The organism is Pseudonocardia oceani, from assembly GCF_019263585.2.
GTDB lineage: Bacteria > Actinomycetota > Actinomycetes > Mycobacteriales > Pseudonocardiaceae > Pseudonocardia > Pseudonocardia oceani.
On sequence record NZ_JADQDF010000001.1, the window covers coordinates 592055 to 610077 of the forward strand.

The following is an 18023-nucleotide window of genomic DNA, read 5'->3' on the forward strand; positions in this document are numbered from 1 at the left end:
TCAGGGAGTGCGGGCGGCCTCGGCCCTCTCGTGCGGCGGCAACGGCCGGTGCGCCTCGGCCCGGACCGCCGCGGCACGGGCCGACAACGTCGCGGCCCGCAGGGTGTCTCCGCGCGTCGCCGCGATGCGAGCACGTCCCTCCAGCGCTCTGGCGGTCAGATCGGGTTCGCCCGTGTCCTCACCCGCGCGCAGAACCTGCTGGTAACGGTCCTCCGCCGCGTCGACCAGCCCGTCCTCCTCGTCGCACCGGGCGAGACCCGCGAGGGCGAGTCCAGCGGGGAGGGGCGTACCGAGCGCGCTGAACCCGGCGAGGGCGTCCGCGAAGCCGGCTCGAGCCGCCCCCCATTCCCCCGCCGTGCTGGCCAGCACGGCGTACCCGAAGGCGGCGAGCACCTCGCCCGCCCCGTCGCCGACCTGCTCGGACGCCGAGCGCGCCCGGTCGAAGCACCGCCGAGCGGATCCGGGATGGCCGAGGTGCACGTGAGCGATGCCGAGGTCGGCGAGCGCCCACTGCACCGTGTTGTGCAGATCCGCCGAGGCCGCGACGGCGATGGCCTCTTCCAGGACCGGGACCGCCTCGGTGTACCGCCCGAGCTGCCGCAGACCCCACCCCAGGTGGTACAGCACCGCGGACAGGCCCCACGGATCGTCGAGCGCGCGAAACGCATCCGCGGCCGCCCGCCCTGCGGGGAGGGCCCGGTCCTCGTCACCGGCCTTGAGGAAGGTCTCCAGCCGGACGAACGCCACAACGGCGCGCCCCCAATGGTCGAAGTCGCGGGTGAACTGCTCCTCGGCCTCCTCCAGCAGCCGCTCGGAGCCGTCCGGGTCGACGCCCGTCACACCCTGCACGGCGAGCAGGACGCGCGACACCGCCGCCCGTCTCGCGTCCCCGATCTCCGAGAACAGGGCAAGGCTCGTCCGCGCTGCCTCCTCGCAACGGGGACTCGGATGCACCAGACAGGCCCGAGGCCGCTCCACCAGCGACACGGCTTGCAGCGCCCGCGCCCGTGCGGCCGGTGATCCGCCCTCTCCCGGGAGCCCGCGCAGGATGGCCCGGCCCTCGATGTGCCGCCCCAGGTGCCAGAACCAGCCCAGCGCGCCGGCCAGACGGAGCCTCTTCTCCAGCCGGGACGGGTCGGCCCCGAGCCAGGCCAACGCCGCGCGCAGGTTCGACTGCTCGGTACGCAACCGCCGCAGTGTCAGGCGCTGGCCCCGTCCGCGCAGCGAGTCCTCGGCGGTCTCGGCGAGCTCCCGAAACCAGCCGGCGTGCCGAGCAGCGACGTCGTCGCGCTCGCCGGCTGTCTCGAGCTGCTCGTCCGCGTACTGCTGCAGTGTCTGCAGCATGCGGTAGCGGGTCGGGAGCCCGGGCTCTGCGATGACCATGGACTGGTCGACGAGCCGACCCAGCAGGTCGAGCACCTGGTTCCGTTCGACCCCGGGACCGGCGGCGACCGCCTCGGCGGCGTCCAGGGTCCACCCACCGTGGAACACAGCCATCCGTCGGAACAGGACCTGCTCCGGTCCGGTCAGCAAGGTGTGGCTCCAGTCGACGGTCGCCCGCAGCGCCCGGTGCCGCGCGTCGGCCGTGCGGGCCCCACCTCGCAGCAGCGCGAAGCGGTCGGCCAGCCGGTCGGCGAGCTCGGTGGGCGACAGCGACGACGCCCGCGCGGCGGCCAGCTCCAGAGCGAGCGGCATCCCATCCAGGGCGGTCACCACCCGGGCCACCGCGACGAGATCGCTGTCGTCGAGTCGGAACCCGCGGCGGACGGCCGCCGCGCGCTGCACGAACAGCTCGGCCGCCGGGTAGCTCAGCACCCGTTCCGGCGCTGTCCCGACCGGTGGGACGGCCAGCGGGGCCACCATCACCTGCACCTCGCCCGGGACAGCGAGAGCCTCTCGACTGGTGGCCATGATCGTCACGCGCGGGCAGCCCGCGAGTATCTCGACGGCGAGCCGGGCAGCGGCATCGATGACGTGCTCGCAGTTGTCCAGCACCAGCAGCAGCTCACGCCGCGCGAGGTAGGACACGAGCCGCGTGCTCGCCTTCGATCCGTGCGCCCCGCCGTCCAGCGGCACGCCGAGCGCGTCCGCCACCGCCAGGGCCACGTCGCCCGCGGCCGCCACCGCGGCCAGCCCCACCACCGATGCTCCGTCCGGGTACGCCGACGTCCGGCTCCGAGCCAGCGCGAGCGACAATGCCGTCTTCCCCGCACCACCCGGCCCCACCAGCGTCAGCAACCGCGTCGAGCCGAGGAGCTCACCCATCGAGAAGAGCTCGTCGGCGCGACCGACAAGGGGTGTGACCTCGGCCGGGATGTTGCCTGCGGGTCGGGAGGAAGCAGCGGCCTCAGCGCCTGGATCAGGGATTGCCGGCGCCGGATCGAGTCGCGGATCCTGGCGCAGGACGCGCTGGTGCAGCGCACGCAATTCCGCGGACGGCTCCAGGCCGAGCTCATCGGCCAGCACCGCCCGCGTCCGGGCGAAGACCTCGAGCGCCTCGGCCTGTCGACCGTCGCGGTACAGCGCCGTGATGAGCAGACCGACGAGTCGCTCCTGCGTCGGCTCCGAGGCCACCAGAGGACCGAGATCTGCTGCGACCTCGCCGTGCCGACCGATGCCGAGACCGATCTCGGCCCGTTCAGCCAAGGCGGCGAGCCGCATCTGCGAGAGCCTCGTCGCCTCGATCGCCGCCCACTCGTGCGTCACGAAGTCGATGAGCGGGTCGCCGCGCCACAGACGGAACGCGGCATCGTACTCGCCCAGTGCGCGTACCGCGCCGGTCGCCTCCCGGACCCTCGCCAGTGCCCGCCCCCGGCGCACGGCCCCGACGAACCGCTGCACGTCCACCGCGTCCGGATCGACGTCCATCCGGTACCCGACACCGTCACGCACGACGACGTCCTCGCCGTGAGCCGACAGGAACCGGCGCAGCTTGGACACCCGCAGCTGCAGGGCGTTCATCGGATCAACGGGAAGTTCCGCGGACCCCCAGAGCTGGTCGACGAGCGTCGTCGCGGGTACGGCGTGCCGCCCCGCCAGCAGAAGCAGCGCCAGTAGCGCCCGCTCGGCCGCACCGGGCACCCGCACCGGCTCACCACCGACGTGGACCTCCAGAGGACCGAGGAGCCGGAAATCGATGCCCCTCATCCCCCTCCCCTCCTCTGCGCGGCGATCCTGCCGGAGCGTCCTCCGAACAACAACCACAGCACGCTCTCGCGGTGGGATCCCCGCAAGTCAGTCATCAGGCGCTGCGCCACGCCACGACCGAATGCTTAGGTGTCCGCGTCCTTGCCGACGAGAGGCAGGTAATCAGACGCATCCGATGGCATCGACACTATCGATGCAAACTTCGTCGGGAGCGATGTCACGTGGCCGGAGGCAGCTCCTGCAGCAGGTCCCGCACCCGCGGCCCGTCGATGTGGTCGCAGACCAGCCGCGTCTGCTCGACGCCGTCGATGCCCCGCTCGGACGGCTCGTCGGTGTTCCAGTGGCGCAGGTCCGTGCCGGGCGGGACGTCGAGCCGCGCCTCCCGGCCCAGCGTGACCACGACGTCGACGGCCATCTGGGACTTGCCGCCGTTGCGGACGCAGACGAACAGCACGGACGGGGTCACCGGACCGTCAGCTCGGCCAGCAGCGCGCGGACCCGGGCGTCGATGTCGTCGCGGATCGGGCGGACGTCCTCGAGGCCCTTCCCGGCGGGGTCGGTGAGCTCCCAGTCGAGGTAGCGCTTGCCGGGGAAGACCGGGCAGGCGTCGCCGCAGCCCATGGTGATCACCACGTCAGCCGCCTCGACGGCGTCGGTCGACAGCTTCTTCGGGACCTCCCGCGACAGGTCCAGCCCGATCTCGGCCATCACCTCCCGCACGGCCGGGTTGATCGTGTCGGCGGGCGCGGACCCGGCGGAGGCGACCCGCACGGCGCCGGCGGCGTGGTGCGCGAGCAGCGCGGCGGCCATCTGCGAGCGGCCGGCGTTGTGCACGCAGACGAACAGCACCTCGGGGACGGTCACCGTCTGCTCCGTCATCGGGCGGCGGGGACGAGCTCGGCGAGCAGGACGCGGACCCGCCGCTCGATCTCGTCGCGGATCGGGCGGACGTCGTCGACGGTGAGTCCGGCGGGGTCGTCGAGGACCCACTCCTCGTAGCGGCGGCCGGGGAAGACCGGGCAGGCGTCGCCGCAGCCCATGGTGATGACCACGTCGGCGGCCCGGACGATCTCGTCGGTCCAGGGCTTGGGGTACTCGGCGGAGATGTCGATGCCCCGCTCGGCCATCGCGGCCACCGCGGCGGGGTTCACCGAGGTACCGGGCTCCGAGCCGCCGGACCAGGCGATCGCGTGGTCCCCGGCGAGGTGGGTGAAGAACCCGAGCGCCATCTGGGAGCGCCCGGCGTTGTGGGTGCACAGGAACAGCACCACCGGGCGGCCGTCGCTGCTGCGGCCCTCGACCCTGGCCAGCGCCTGCAGGCGCTGGCGGGCGAACTTCTCCGCCAGCAGCGGCAGGTAGTTGAGCACGACCGCGCGACCGGCGAACTCGTCGTAGGAGGAGTGCAGGAACCGCTCGATGGTCTCGGTGCCGAACGTCCCGTCGAACTGCCGGGCGAGGTTGCCCGCGGCGGTCTTCAGGGCGAGCCGCTGGTCGATGGACAGGGTGTCGCGGTGCCAGGTGCTGGTCACGACGGCCTTCTTCCTGCTGGAAGCGATGGGCGGACGGGGAGGGACTCAGGTCGTGGGACGGCCGGCGCCGGTGCGCCAGCGGCGGCGAAGCGCCAGTGAGACGTAGACGAGCCCGACGAGCACGGGCACCTCGATCAGCGGCCCCACCACCCCGGCCAGCGCCTGGCCCGAGGTGACGCCGAACGTGGCGATCGCGACCGCGATGGCGAGCTCGAAATTGTTGCCCGCCGCGGTGAACGCGAGCGTGGTGGTGCGCTCGTAGCCCAGTCCGATCGCCCTGCCCAGTGCGTAGGACCCCGCCCACATGACGGCGAAGTAGACCAGCAGCGGCAGCGCGATCCGGGCGACGTCGAGCGGACGCGAGGTGATGGCGTCGCCCTGCAGCGCGAACAGCACGACGATGGTGAACAGCAGCCCGTAGAGCGCGAACGGGCCGATCACGGGCAGGAACCGCGTCTCGTACCAGTCCCGGCCCTTGGCGCGCTCCCCGAGCCGCCGGCTGAGGTAGCCGGCCACGAGCGGCACGCCCAGGAAGATCAGCACGGACACCGCGATCTGCCAGGGCGAGACGTCCAGGTCGGCCTGGGGCAGGCCCAGCCACCCGGGCAGGACCGACAGGTAGAACCAGCCGAGCACCGCGAACGCGAACACCTGGAACACGGAGTTGATCGCGACCAGCACCGCCGCGGCCTCGCGGTCGCCGCACGCCAGGTCGTTCCAGATGATCACCATCGCGATGCAGCGGGCGAGCCCCACGATGATCAGGCCGGTGCGGTACTCGGGCAGGTCGGGCAGCATCAGCCAGGCCAGGGCGAACATCAGCGCCGGACCGAGGACCCAGTTCAGGACCAGGGACGCGACGAGCAGGCGGCGGTCGCCGGTGACGGTGTCGAGGCGGTCGTAGCGGACCTTGGCCAGCACCGGGTACATCATCACCAGCAGCCCGACCGCGATCGGCAGCGAGACGCCGTCGATCGCGACCGCACCGAGCGCGGCGCCCAGCCCCGGGACGAGCCGCCCCGCGACGAGCCCGACCACCATCGCGGCGACGATCCAGACCGGCAGGAAGCGGTCGAGCGTGGAGAGCCGGGCGACGACGGGCGCGTCGGCCTCCGGAGTGGCGGTCATGCCGTCACCGCGGCGCTCGACGGGACGAGGACGTCGGAGAGCAGCTGGATGCGGTCGGGCACCACCCGGTAGTAGATCCACGTCGCCCGGCGCTCGCCCACGATCAGGCCGGCCTCGCGCAGGACCTTGAGGTGGTGACTGATGGTCGGGCCGGTCAGCTCGAAGGAGCCGGTCAGGTCGCAGACGCACGCCTCGCCGCCCTCGTGCGCGGCGATGAGCGAGAGCAGCCGCAGCCGCACCGGGTCACCCAGCGCCTTGAACGCCGACGCCAGCTCCACCGCCTCCTCGGCGGTCAGCGGCGCGCGCGTCCGCACCGACGAACACAGCTGCCGCTCCTGTTTCAACACCCGCCTATCTTCACCGCGATCTAGCCAGCTTGCCAAGTGAACAGCTGGCGAACTCGACGTTCGTCTAAACAAGGGCCGGGGACGTGCGCGATCACGCAGCTTCGGACCCGGGTGCGTACATGATCACGGCGACGCCGGCGAGGCAGACCAGTTACACCCATGACGTCGTAACGGTCGGGCCGGTAGCCGTCGGCGCCCATGCGCCAGGCCAGCGAATCGGCCACGAAGACCCCTCTGTAGGCCGCGAGGATCCGACCGAACTGCGCGTCGGACTGCAGGGACGCGACGAACCCGTAGACGCCGAGTGCGACGACGCCGAGACCGATCCAGATCCAGCCGCGGTGCTCGCGGACGCCCTGCCACCAGCCACGCCCCGCCGATCTCGAACAGGGCGGCGACGAGGAACAGGACGACCGAGCGGGCAATCAGCACGGACAGGCTCCCTGCTCCGGGCCGTGGTCGGACAGTGCGGCCACGAACGCTTCGCCACCCTCGGTCGCACGTGCGGTCAACACGATCCACCTGCTGGCGAACTTCAGGTCGAAGGAGAGGAACGGGCAGCACTGCTGTTTGGCCACGACCAGGCGGCCCCTCCTCGGCCCTGCTCACGGGCATTCGTGTGGAAGACCGCGCACGAACGCTTGCGAATCTGGACCGCGGACGACACCTGGGAACGCGTCTTGGACCAAGTCACCGTCCAAGACGACTCGATCGGCAACGTGGATGGACGGTCAGCATCGACTCCAGGGCGCCCGGGGCCACCAGCACGGTGCTGGGGCCCGGAAGAAGGCGGCTGCACCACCGCGGCTGGGTCGAGGACCTCGCCATCGACGGAAAGCCCTGGGTCGGTCCCGCAGGGGACTGACCAGCAAAATTTACCTGCCGTCGTGTTCGTTGTCGTGATATGGACGGTGCTGCACTCCCTCGCCCCTCGCGCAGCCGCCCCGCTGCCCACCTGTGCTGCCCGCGGACGCTCTGGGCAGATCGAGAAACGGTCGTGACCGGGACATAGCGGCGCACGGCCGGGTCGGGCCATTCGACTGCCGCCGAACAGGTCGCGCCACTACTGCAGCACCGCGTCGCCCGGCCGGCCTGGCGGCGGCACTGCTGCAGTGCCGCACCCACGCCGCCGCATATGAACTGGAACGCGAAGCGCGCGCTACCAACTGGAGTCCGCAGCTGTGCCCCGCAGTTCCCCAACCCGCCCGACACCCAGGGGGAACGCAGCCGGTCCGAAGTAATCGCACTCTGTTGGTCGACCAGCTCATCTCGATCCAGGGAATCTGATGTCCGAACAGGCTACGCGTCGCTCCGACCAGCCCCGCAGGCCCTCCATTGCCGGGGTCGGCGGTGGCGTAGGAACGACGACGGTCGCCGTTGCGTTGAGCGGTTCGGACTGCGGGGTGTTCACCGGGCGTGCAGTCGACGTCCTCGTGTGTCGGAGTACCGCCGACTCGGTGATTCGGGCGGGTCGGGCGGCGCAGCTGGTCAATGGGGTCGGGTTTCGGCCGGTCCTCGCGGTGACGGCGGTCGATGGGACGCGGCCGACCCGCGCGCTCCTCGCGCGGCTGCGCCTGCTCGAACCTCACGCTGCCGCGGTGGTGTTGTTGCCGCACGTCGGCCTCTGGCGCGCTTCCGCGGCTCCGCTCGACGGCCTCCGCCAGATCCTCGGCCGATCGATCGACGAGATGCCACGCCCTGCTCGCGGATACGCCCGCGCCATCGGGGAGCTGAAAGCCGCACTCGGCGCAGGTCCCCGCGCACCCGCGACAGCAGTCGGGCATACAGCAGCACGCCACACGCCGTTCAGCCGAAGGGAATCCTCATCGTGAAGATCGATCTGCATAGCCTGAGCACCGCCTGGCTTGTCGTCGCACCGCCGAACCCTGACGCCACGGTGCCGCCCGGGCTCGGCGACTTCGCCGACCAGATTCTGGGCTGGTTGAAGTGGGGGGTCCTGTTCTCCGGGGTGCTCGGCATCCTGGTCTGCGCGGTGATGATCATCATCGGGCGGCGGAACCGGTCCGCGACCGCCTACGAAGGGCTCGTCGGATCGGCGTGGATCCTGGGCGGGCTCGCGTTGGCCTCCGTCGCGGCCGTCATCGTCGGCGCGTTCCAGGTATAGGCGGACGAGACGATGAGCCTCGCGCGAGCTATCGACGACCGCCATCCGCGCCGTCCGCGTCACGCTCTCGCCGCAGCCGGCCTGACAACCTCCTTGCTGGTGCTCGGCCTGGCACTGTCCGCGCCGACCGACCAGGCCGAGGTCGTTGCACCACCGGATGTGGTGAGCCTGACCCGGGTTCCAGGCGGGGTTGCCGCCGTCTCCCAACGCCACGGCCCGGCACTCATCGAAGACGGTCGCGCTGCGGGGTTCACCCATGACGAGCTCGGCGCTGCACTCGCGGCCAGCAACCTCCCACCGCGCGTCAGCTCGGCTGCCGGACCAGCGGTCTATGAGGCGACTCTCACGGAGCAGGCCTGGGGTGACCCGGCCGGCATGCTCGCGCGCCTACGCGGCGAGTTGCCGGCGTCGGATTCGGCGGCGTCGGGACCCCCGACGGCCGCACGGTCGTTGTACTACCGGATCATCGCCGGTGATCCGCGTGGCGACTACGTCGTGGTGTCGCTGCTCGCCGACACCGAACAGGCCCGTAACGCCGGTGGCCTGGCCCGCGTCGACCTGACGCTTCGGTGGGACAACGGGGACTGGCGACTTCGCGTCCCGACACCGCGTCCGTCCCTGCACCCGGACACCACCGGCTACGTCTTGCTCGGAGCCCTGCCGTGATCACGGTGCTGGCCCAGGCGCAGGAGGAGTGCGGGACGTTCGACCTCGGCTGCAAGGCGGGCCAGGCCGTCGGGGGCGTTCTTGATGGGCTGGTCGCCACCGTCGCCCAGGGCGCCGCGGACCTGGTCGTCTCCACCTCGACGTGGTGGGCGACCACCGACAGCGTTGATCCCCGCGACTCCGCGGTCATCGCCGCGCAGGGCGCGACGAGCTGGGTCGTCGGCGCGGTCCTGGTCGGCTCGGTGCTGGTCCAGGCGATCCGGCTGATCCTGTCCCGCAAGGCCGAGCCGCTGATCATGGTCGCCACGGGGCTGTTCCGCTTCGCTGTGGTGTCCGCGCTCGGGCTCACAACGCTGCACCTGGCGTTGCAGGCCGGTGACGCGCTGGCCGTGCAACTGCTGGCCGACGCCGCGAACAACTTCGCGTTGTTCATGGTCGACGCCCTGACCGCGCCCGGTGACAACGTGTTCGTCACGTTGATCGTGGCAGTCCTCGCGGCCATCCTGTCGCTGATCCAGTGGCTGTTGATGGCGATGCGTCAGGCCGGGCTGCTCGTGCTGGCCGCGATGCTCCCGCTGGCCGCGTCCGGGTCGCTGACGAAGTCGACGCGAGGCTGGCTCGACAAGCTCATCGTCTGGCTGCTCGCGATGGTCCTCTACAAGCCGGCCGCGGCGTTCATCTACTACATCGGGTTCTCCTACCTGTCCTCGCCGAACTCCAACGCGCCGGGCGACGTCTCCACCCAGATCGCCGGGATCATGGTGCTGCTCCTCGCCGTCATCGCGATGCCGATCATGCTGAAGTTCTTCTCCTGGTCCGGGACACAGATCGCCGGCTCGGGCGGAGGCGGATCCGGCTTCATCGGCGCCGCGGGCGCGATCGCGCTGGCCCAGGGATCCGGGCGCTCACCCGCCGTGCAGCGGGCCGTGGACCTGGACGCGTCCGGGCCCGGCTCGGCCGGGCCCGGCGCGCCAGCACCGGCAGGCGCCGCCCCGGGTGCCGCCTCCGGGGGAACCGGGGCCGCAGCCGGCGCGGCGGCCGGCTCCGTGGCCGGTGCTGCAGTTCTCGCGGCCCAAGTCACCAAGACGGTCGGAACAGGCATGACGTCGGGCTCCCCGGATTCGGGCGGGCCGCCATGACCGCCCATTCCGACGGGCGCGCGGAGGGTCCGCGGCTCTACGGCAACTGGCGCCCCGAGCGCGGCTGGGGCATCGGGTCGCTGTCGACCTCAGCGACGGTCGCGGTGTTCCTCGCCGTCCTCGCACCCGTTCTGGCGATCTCGACGGTGCCGCGTGCGGCGCTGCCGCTGGCCGGGATCGGCGTGGTCGTCGTCGGCGCGGTCGTGGTCCGCGTCGGCGGCGTCACCGCCGCGGAGGCCCTGACGCGACGGTTCCGGTTCAGCCGGGCCCGCGCCGGCGGGTGGACCGAGCTGTCGGCAGGGGTTCTCACCGATCACCCACGCGCGTACGACCTGCCTGGTGTCCTCGCCCCGCTGGTCCCCCTCGATGTCGACGACGGGCGCGGCGGGCGGCACGCGCTGCTGTGGGACCGGAACTCGGGGACGCTCACCGCGGTCCTGCGCTGCTCCCCCATCGGTCTCGACCTCGCCGATGCGGCGCAGACCGACCTGTGGGTCGCGTCCTGGGGCGTGTTCCTCGCCGACCTCGGCTACCAGCCGCTCGTCCAGCACGTCGCGGTCACCGTGGACACGGCGCCCAGCGGTGGTACCACGATGCGCGACCACGTCGCGGCCGCGCTCAACCCGCGGGCACCCGCGTTGTCGCGAACGGTGCTCGACGAGCTCATCGCGATCACGCCGACGACGGCGTCCGAGGTCGACGCACGGATGTCTGTCGTGTTCGACCCGAACCGCGCCAACCCCCGACCCACGGACCTGTTGTCGGCCGTGGTCGATGTCGGCCGTTGGCTGCCCGGCATCGAGACCGGTCTCGGCGCCTGCGGCGTTGCGGTCCTGGGCCGGGCGACGACGAGCTGGCTGACCGGGCGTATCCGCGTCGCTTTCGATCCAGCCGCTCGATCCGAGATCACCCGCCTCGACGACCGCGCCGCGATACTCGCCTGGTCCGAGGCCGGGCCGGTCGCCGCACTGGAGAGCTGGGACACCTACCGCCACGACTCGGGCATCTCGGTGTCCTGGGCGCTGCGCGAGGCGCCCCGCCAAGCCGTCGCCCCCCGCGTCCTCGCCTCGCTCCTGACCCCGGGCCCGTACCCGCGGCGCGTGACCTGGCTCTACGAGCCGTACCCCGCCGACCACGCCGCCGCCAAGGTCGAGGCCGAGGTCACCTCCGGACAGATCCGGCGAGCCTGGGCCGCCCGAACCCACCGCGACGAGACCCAGCGCGAACGCGACGACCGCGACCGCGCCCTCCAGTCAGCCCGCGAGGAAGCCGAGGGCGCCGGCGTCGGCCGGTTCACCGTGTACCTCACCATGACGGTCACCGACCCCGACGACCTTCCCGCCGCGGTCGCCGACCTCGAGCAGCGCGCCGGGCAGTCCAAGCTCCGGCTCCGCCGCCTGCGCGGCGCGCAGGCGGCCGGCTTCGCCGCCGCCCTCGGCGTCGGCATCAACCCCGCCGAAACAGCTCGCAACCGCACACGGCGCTGAACCCCAGGCCCGAGGCTGAGGAGACTCCCATGCAGGACACCCACGTTGACCCCGCACTGAGCTTCCGCGACCGGCCCGTCCCCCGACGCTGGGGATGGCCGATACGGGGCGGTGGCCGCGCGGCGCATGTCGAGGCGGGCGTCCGCTACGCCGCCACCACCAGCCAGCTCTGCGGGCTGTTCCCGTTCGCCGTGTCCTCCGGGGCATCGGTGCACGGCGTGCCGATCGGGCGCCACATGCACACCGCGGAACCGATCGGGCTCGATCCCGCCGAGTGGCTACGCACGGGGCTGGTGTCCAACACCGGCGTCTGGGTCCAGGGCCAGCCGGGCATCGGCAAGAGCTCCATCACCAAACGCATGATCACCGGACTGGTCGGCTACGGCATGACCGCCGTCATCCCGGGAGACATCAAGGGCGAGTACACCCCACTGATCACCGCGCTGGGCGGCTCGGTGTGGCGCATCGGGCGAGGCCTGCACGCGCTCAACCCCCTCGACGCCGGCCCACTGTCCGCCGCCCGTGACCGATCGAGCGGAGCCGTACGCGAACGGCTCCACGAAACGATCAGGGCGCGACGACTATCGCTGCTCGAGGCGCTGATCACCATCGTCCGCCGGGGAGACGTCGACGTCACCGAACGTCGACTGCTCGGTGCCGCCCTCGACACCGCAGTCGACGGCCGGGACCGGTCGGAGCCCGTCATCCCCGACGTTCTCGACGTCCTGGCCACAGGCGCCGGCCCGCTGCAACGGATCGCGGCCAGCAGCGACGACGCCGACTACCGGCGCGCGACCCGCGAGCTCACGAACACACTCGGCCTGCTCTGTGAAGGCGCGATCCGGGGGATCTTCGACCGCCCGTCCAGCGTCGTCGCCGACCCACACACGGTCGCATTGTCGCTCGACATCTCGGCGCTTGATGACGACGACGACGAAGTCGTCGCGGCGGCAATGCTCTGCTCCTGGGCCTGGTCGGCGAGCCTCATCGACGCCACCCACGCGCTCGGACTGCGCCGCAACGTCGTCCAGGTCCAGGACGAGCTGTGGCGCGCCCTGCGGGTCGCGCCCGGTCTGGTCGAGCGCTCCGACCGGATCACCCGGCTCAACCGGCACCGCGGCGTCGTGTCGTTCCAGGTCACCCACTCCCTCGACGACCTGGAAGCCCTGCCCACCGAGGCCGACCGCGCCAAAGCCCGCGGCATGGCTTCCCGTAACGGGATCCTGCTGCTGGGCGGTATGGCCGACAAGGAACTCGACGGGCTGCGCCGCATCACCTCGCTGACCGACGGGGAGGCCTCCCTCATCACGTCCTGGGCGGCCCCGCCGACCTGGCACTCGGGACGCCTGCACCCCGGCCGGGGCAAGTATCTGATCAAGTCTGGTGAACGGATGGGCCTGCCGGTCGCGCTCACCCTCACCCCCACCGAACAGTCGCTCTACGACACCGACGGCGCCTTCCGGCGTCCCGTCACGTCCGCTCCCCCGGCCGGGCACCGGCCATGAGCAGCCCGAGCTCGTCGATCCTGCGCGATGCCGCTGCGCCGCTGCTCCTCCTGGGCGCCATCGCGTCCGCCGGGATCGCCGCCTTGGACGTCTGGGTGGCCGCGGCGGTCTCCGCGGGTCCGGGGCCGGTGCCCGCACTGTCGTTCGACCTGCCCCTGCGGGTCGCCCGTGACGGCATCGACGTCGTCCTCTCACCCGCCGCGTCGACGACCGCGTTCGTCACGGCCCTGGCCGCTCTCGTCGGTGTCGAGCTCGCTGCCGTCGCCGGAGTTGTCGTTCTGGCCACCCGCGGTGGGCGCCTCGGCGACCCGCGCCGTGCGCTGCTGCGCCGCCGCGACCTCGGAGATCTCAGCGGCCGCGGGTCGGCTCGGCGCGCGCGGCACCTCCGCCCGTCGCTCGACCAGCGTGGCGACGTGCCCGCGGCCGAGCGGGGCATCCGCATGGTGCGCATCGCCGGACGCGACGTGTGGATGTCCTGGGAGGACGTCGCGCTGGTCATCATGGGGCCGCGGTCCAACAAAACCAGCGCCATCGCGGTCCCCGCGGTGCTCTCGGCCCCCGGGCTGGTCGTCGCGACCTCGAACAAGGCCGACCTCTGGGCGCTGACCTCCGGCCTCCGAGGCCAGGTCGGCGCCGTGTGGACGTTCGACCCGCAGCAGATCGCGCACGCCGAACAGCGGTGGTGGTGGGACCCGCTTCGGTCAGTCCGCGAGGCACCGGACGCGCACCGATACGAGGCGGCCAGCCGGCTGGCCGAGCACTTCATGGGCACCATCGGCGGCACCCGGCGCGACCCCTTCTTCCACGCAGCCGGCGAGCAGGTCCTCGTCGGGACGCTGCTGGCCGCTGCGCTGTCCGGCGGCAACCTGCGCGACGTTCTGCTCTGGCTGCAGTACGGACGCCGCGACGCCATCACCGCGCTGGACAACGCCGGCGCCGGGCTGGAAGCCGCCGACCTGGAAGCGAGCCTGGCCGGCGCCGACGTCACCACCAAAGGCATCTTCCAGACCGCCCGCACGGCGACCAAAGCCCTCACCTCCGAGCGGATCCTGCGCTGGATCACCCCACCGGAGACCTGGCGGACACCACCCAGAGACCCGCAGCGCTTCCTCGAACTCGACCCCTGGCTACTGCTGGCCGAGGCCGCTATTGGGCCGGTGACAATGCACCTGCTGTCGAAGGAGGGTGCCGGCACCGCGGCACCGGTGGTCGCCGCTCTCGTCGACCGCATCCTGGAGGTCGCCGAGCTGTCCGCGCAGGCCCGCGGCGGGCGGCTCGACCCACCCGTCGTCGCCGTGCTCGACGAGGCGGCGAACATCTGCCCGATCAAGACCCTCCCCCAGCTCTACAGCCACTTCGGCTCCCGGGGGATCCAGGTGATCACGATGCTGCAGAGCTACCAGCAGGGCGTCGGGGTCTGGGGCAACCAGGGCATGGACGCGCTCTGGTCCGCAGCCACCGTCAAGCTCGTCGGAGCCGGCGTCGATGACCACGAGTTCCTGCGCCGACTTTCCGGGCTCGTCGGTGACCACGATGTCGAGAAGATGTCCACCAGCTACGACCGGTCACGCGGCCCCAGCCGGCAGTACTCGACGACCCGCGAACCCGTCCTGCCGGTGTCGGTCCTGCGCGCCCTGCCCCGCTCCCAGGCCGTGCTGCTCGCGACCGGACGGCGAGCCGGGCTGGGCGAGCTGCAGCCCTGGTACCAGGAAGACGACGCCGTCGACATCCGCACCTACTCAACGGTCGCCCTCGCCGAACTCCGGGCCGCCGCACAGGAAGCGCTCGGGCTGGACAACCCGTTCACGACCAGCGCCGGGACATCGACCCGGGGAGGCGAGGCGTCGTGACCGACGACCCGACCACGGCGAGCCGACTGCTGATCGAGCTGCAGGCCCGCATCGGCGTCCTCGAGGGCTGGCGCGCCCACCAGAGCGAACTCCTCGACGGCGTCATCAACGGTCGATCCGAGCCGACTACCGAGCACGACGACGACGTCTCCCAGGACGACCTGCCCGATGAGGACACGGGGATCGACGCCGACAGGCTGATCGGCTGGGTTCATCGGCACGTCGCCGCGGTCATCGCCCGACCCCTGCGCGGCGAGATCAAGTGGTGCCCGCTGTGGTGGGAGCACCCGGAAGCGGTGTTCCGCTTCGAGGCATTGCGGCGCGCATGGACGCAGCTCGCGCCCGAGGCAGGGGTCGGGATGTCGGTGTGGATCCGCGACCATCTCGACCCGTGCCTGCGCGAGCTGCTCTCGCCGCTCGGCCCGTTCGCCGACTGCTCGCACAACGAGCGCTTCCGAACGCTCACCGAACACGTTCCGCTGCCCACGCTCCCGACCGCGTCGCCCGACAGGTAGCGACGTGAACCGCGCCGCCGGGGCCGGGGCCGCTGGACTCGCCGCGATCACCGCACCGATCGTGCTCATCGTCGCGCTGCTCGGCGGCCTCACCGCCGTCGCCGCCGAGACAGCGACCGGCGGCGTCGACGCGACGAAGATCCCACCCCTGGCCCGGGAGCTACTCCCCCACATCACGGCCATCACCACGGCCACCTGCCCGGAGCTGCCGCCACTGTGGGTCATCGCCGAGATCACAGCCGAGAGCAGCTGGGACCCGACCGCGTACAGCAGCGACCGCAACGGCGGCGCTGCGGGGCTCTACCAGCTCAACGAGGCCAACTGGACCACCGCTGGCGGGAGGCCATGGGAGACCTCACCACCACCCGCCGACGCCGACGTCCTCGACGCCCGCCGGCACCTGGAGCTCGCGATCCCGTTCGTATGCGCGAACCTCAGGGCCGCCGCCACGCACCTGCTGGCCACCGGCAAGTCGACGTCCGCGCTGGACGGGATGCTCGTCTGCCACATCGCCGGCTGTAGCCGGGTGACCGACTCAGCCACCGGCGTCCCCGCCGCGGGCGAGGCCGGATGCGACCGCACCTGCGCCGACCTCATCGCGAACTATCTCGACCGGGTCCACACCCTCGCCGCGCGGTACAGCGCCGAACCGGGCCCGGTGTCCGTGGACGACCTCCCCGTACCGACACCCTTCGACGGCGTCAGCGTCCTGTGCACCGCCGACGACCCCACCGGCGGCCGCTGCCTCACCCCCGCCACCCGACACGCCCACGACGAGATCGTCCGCGTCTTCGGCCCCCCTGGCCCCGATTCGCCGATTCGGTCGGCGGGCTGCTGGGACGAACACGCCTGGAACCCCGACAGCGACCACCCCCGCGGCCAAGCCTGCGACTACTTCCCCGACACCGCCGGTGGCTTTCCGGAGGGCCAGGAACTCCAGAACGGCTGGCGCCTGGCCACCTGGCTCCGCACCCACGCCGCCACGCTCAAGCTGAAGTACCTGATCTGGCATGGCCGCTTCTGGTCACCCGACTCCGCCGACACCGACGGCTGGGGCCGCCCGTACACCGGCGGCGGCATCTACGACGCCGACGACGCGACGGGCGGGCACTACGACCACGTCCACGCCTCGTTCGAGCTGTAGCCCTTGATCACCGACGAATGATCAGTATCGGTAGGACACGGCCAGCACGAATCGCACTCACCATCCCGGCGAGCAGCAGTGCTCCGCCGACCCCAGCGAGGGGTGGAAGGTAGCTCCACGCAACGCGTCCGCCGTCGTCGAACAGGCGCGGAGTGTCGAGCGCGGCGTCCCGCGGACCGAAGTCTGCGGCCAGCTGCTCCCGCTCGAGGAGGACAGACCGCGGCCGGGTTCGGCGCGGCTCATCAGCCGTCCGATACATGGTCACCATGACCGAGTCGAACCGGTACGTCGGTGTCGACCAGATCGCCCGTCCCATGGCTCGGACTGCCTCCGCGTGCCCCACCAGTTCGCCGGTCCGCCGAGGATGCGCAGCGACGCATTCCTCGACGCTTACCGACAGGACGACGCGGTTTCGCACCTGCTGGTAGTCGACCGCCGCCGCGCCGCCGCATCCCGTCTCGGCCAGCGTCCGCACCAGATCCCGCTGCGCCGCCGGACCGGCGCAGCCAGACGCGAGAACCAGGAACGCGAGCGCGGCGAGCGCGAGTCGGAGGTGAGCCATGCGCTGACGTTCCGATCCTGAGCGCTCCGACGCAACAATCATCGCCGTCGTTGTTGACCGTCTGCACAGATGTGGACAACTTCTCGGGCACGGCTCGCGGAAGCGCGTCGGGATGTCAAGCCGTTCCCTCCTGTGCTCCATTCGGGGGACCTGTCGCGATTCGCCCTCGCCCGCCGACGCCGCCTGGTACTCCGTTCCCCGTCAGCTTATGACGCGGGCCGGACCGGCACAGCAGCCTCGGGGAACGGCAGGGAACGGAAGGGGAACGGTCATGGCGATGATCAGCTACGTGCACGATCGGCCTGCCGCACCGGCCCGGCGTCGGCGTCTCGCCCGCGCCCGGCAGCACGCTCTGGCTGCCGTGGCAGGTGCGTCGCTGTTGTCAGCATGCTCGGGAACCGCTCCCGCACCGCCGGAGCCGCAAATGCCGACCGTCACGTCCACGCACGAAATCGCACCGTCCGCCGCGGGAATTGCCGCATATGGGGAGTTCTGGCGGGTGAGCGAGCTGGCGTTCGCAGCACCGACGGCGCAGGACTGGGAGGCGGAGTTGAGCATGGTGGCCCGTGGGCAGGCATTGACCGACCTCGTCATCGAGGTACGGAACTACGCGAGCGTCCCGGCGCATGTCGAGGGAGCGATCACCCACGACGCGCGTCCCGATCCCGTGCTCGCCCCGAAGCCCGATCGCGTCTCAGTGCTCGACTGCATCGACATCAGCGGGTCGATGCTGGTCGCCGACGCGGACGGCGCGGTGCTCGACGATCAGGCCAGTCAGACCCCGCGCTATCAGTACCGGGCCGAAGTCGTGCGCGACGCCTCCGGCACGTGGCTCGTCGAGACGACCGCGCCCTCACTGGATCAGCCATGTTGAGACGA

16 protein-coding genes and 1 pseudogene are annotated in these 18023 nt (G+C 71.7%); 9 read left to right on the forward strand and 8 right to left on the reverse strand.

Annotation, left to right across the window (positions count from 1 at the left end; all coding sequences use genetic code 11):
- The 7 genes and pseudogenes from I4I82_RS02975 to I4I82_RS03005 form a co-directional block, all read right to left on the reverse strand.
- Entirely contained in the window at window positions 1-3147 is a 3147-nt protein-coding gene (locus tag I4I82_RS02975) for an ATP-binding protein (protein ID WP_218595164.1), read from the reverse strand.
- A 217-nt stretch (window positions 3148-3364) separates the two neighbouring features.
- Window positions 3365-3613, reverse strand: a complete 249-nt coding sequence (locus tag I4I82_RS02980) for a hypothetical protein (RefSeq protein WP_218595165.1) — start codon at window positions 3611-3613, stop codon at window positions 3365-3367.
- Window positions 3610-4011 carry an arsenate reductase ArsC gene (locus I4I82_RS02985; protein ID WP_226369845.1) on the reverse strand — a complete coding sequence of 134 codons (402 nt, stop codon included), beginning with the start codon at window positions 4009-4011 and terminating at the stop codon, window positions 3610-3612. The genes I4I82_RS02980 and I4I82_RS02985 overlap by 4 nt, the downstream gene beginning before the upstream one ends.
- Before the next feature lie 11 nt (window positions 4012-4022).
- The gene (locus I4I82_RS02990; protein ID WP_218595167.1) at window positions 4023-4676 is read right to left on the reverse strand and encodes an arsenate reductase ArsC; all 654 of its coding nucleotides are present in this window, start codon (window positions 4674-4676) and stop codon (window positions 4023-4025) included.
- A 45-nt stretch (window positions 4677-4721) separates the two neighbouring features.
- Window positions 4722-5804 carry an ACR3 family arsenite efflux transporter gene (gene arsB, locus I4I82_RS02995; RefSeq protein WP_218595168.1) on the reverse strand — a complete coding sequence of 361 codons (1083 nt, stop codon included), beginning with the start codon at window positions 5802-5804 and terminating at the stop codon, window positions 4722-4724.
- Window positions 5801-6151, reverse strand: a complete 351-nt coding sequence (locus I4I82_RS03000) for an ArsR/SmtB family transcription factor (protein ID WP_218595169.1) — start codon at window positions 6149-6151, stop codon at window positions 5801-5803. Before I4I82_RS03000 ends, arsB begins: the two co-directional genes overlap by 4 nt.
- Before the next feature lie 91 nt (window positions 6152-6242).
- Window positions 6243-6583, reverse strand: a pseudogene (locus I4I82_RS03005) (YnfA family protein).
- A 1396-nt stretch (window positions 6584-7979) separates the two neighbouring features.
- Here I4I82_RS03005 and I4I82_RS03010 point away from each other — a divergent pair.
- From I4I82_RS03010 to I4I82_RS03045, 8 genes are all read left to right on the forward strand, one after another.
- Entirely contained in the window at window positions 7980-8276 is a 297-nt protein-coding gene (locus I4I82_RS03010) for a hypothetical protein (protein WP_218595170.1), read from the forward strand.
- A 12-nt stretch (window positions 8277-8288) separates the two neighbouring features.
- Window positions 8289-8942, forward strand: a complete 654-nt coding sequence (locus I4I82_RS03015) for a DUF8175 domain-containg protein (protein WP_218595171.1) — start codon at window positions 8289-8291, stop codon at window positions 8940-8942.
- Entirely contained in the window at window positions 8939-10081 is a 1143-nt protein-coding gene (locus I4I82_RS03020; RefSeq protein ID WP_218595172.1) for a TrbL/VirB6 family protein, read from the forward strand. Before I4I82_RS03015 ends, I4I82_RS03020 begins: the two co-directional genes overlap by 4 nt.
- Complete coding sequence (locus I4I82_RS03025) at window positions 10078-11568, forward strand: SCO6880 family protein (RefSeq protein ID WP_218595173.1); 1491 nt, start codon at window positions 10078-10080, stop codon at window positions 11566-11568. The genes I4I82_RS03020 and I4I82_RS03025 overlap by 4 nt, the downstream gene beginning before the upstream one ends.
- Before the next feature lie 293 nt (window positions 11569-11861).
- Window positions 11862-13073, forward strand: a complete 1212-nt coding sequence (locus tag I4I82_RS03030) for a putative type IV secretion/conjugal transfer ATPase (protein ID WP_218595174.1) — start codon at window positions 11862-11864, stop codon at window positions 13071-13073.
- Window positions 13070-14923 carry a type IV secretory system conjugative DNA transfer family protein gene (locus tag I4I82_RS03035; protein WP_218595175.1) on the forward strand — a complete coding sequence of 618 codons (1854 nt, stop codon included), beginning with the start codon at window positions 13070-13072 and terminating at the stop codon, window positions 14921-14923. The genes I4I82_RS03030 and I4I82_RS03035 overlap by 4 nt, the downstream gene beginning before the upstream one ends.
- The gene (locus tag I4I82_RS03040) at window positions 14920-15438 is read left to right on the forward strand and encodes a DUF4913 domain-containing protein (protein WP_218595176.1); all 519 of its coding nucleotides are present in this window, start codon (window positions 14920-14922) and stop codon (window positions 15436-15438) included. Before I4I82_RS03035 ends, I4I82_RS03040 begins: the two co-directional genes overlap by 4 nt.
- 4 nt (window positions 15439-15442) lie before the next feature.
- Window positions 15443-16582 carry a VldE C-terminal domain-containing protein gene (locus I4I82_RS03045; protein ID WP_218595177.1) on the forward strand — a complete coding sequence of 380 codons (1140 nt, stop codon included), beginning with the start codon at window positions 15443-15445 and terminating at the stop codon, window positions 16580-16582.
- Between the two features lie 7 nt (window positions 16583-16589).
- Here the strand turns inward: I4I82_RS03045 and I4I82_RS03050 are convergent, their stop codons facing one another.
- A complete protein-coding gene (locus I4I82_RS03050) occupies window positions 16590-17144 on the reverse strand; it encodes a hypothetical protein (RefSeq protein WP_218595178.1) in 555 nt (184 codons plus the stop codon).
- Window positions 17145-17421: 277 nt separating this feature from the next.
- Here I4I82_RS03050 and I4I82_RS03055 point away from each other — a divergent pair, with 277 nt between their 5' ends.
- Window positions 17422-18018 (forward strand): hypothetical protein, encoded by a 597-nt coding sequence (locus I4I82_RS03055; protein WP_218595179.1) that lies wholly within the window; start codon window positions 17422-17424, stop codon window positions 18016-18018.
- Window positions 18019-18023: the final 5 nt, after the last annotated feature.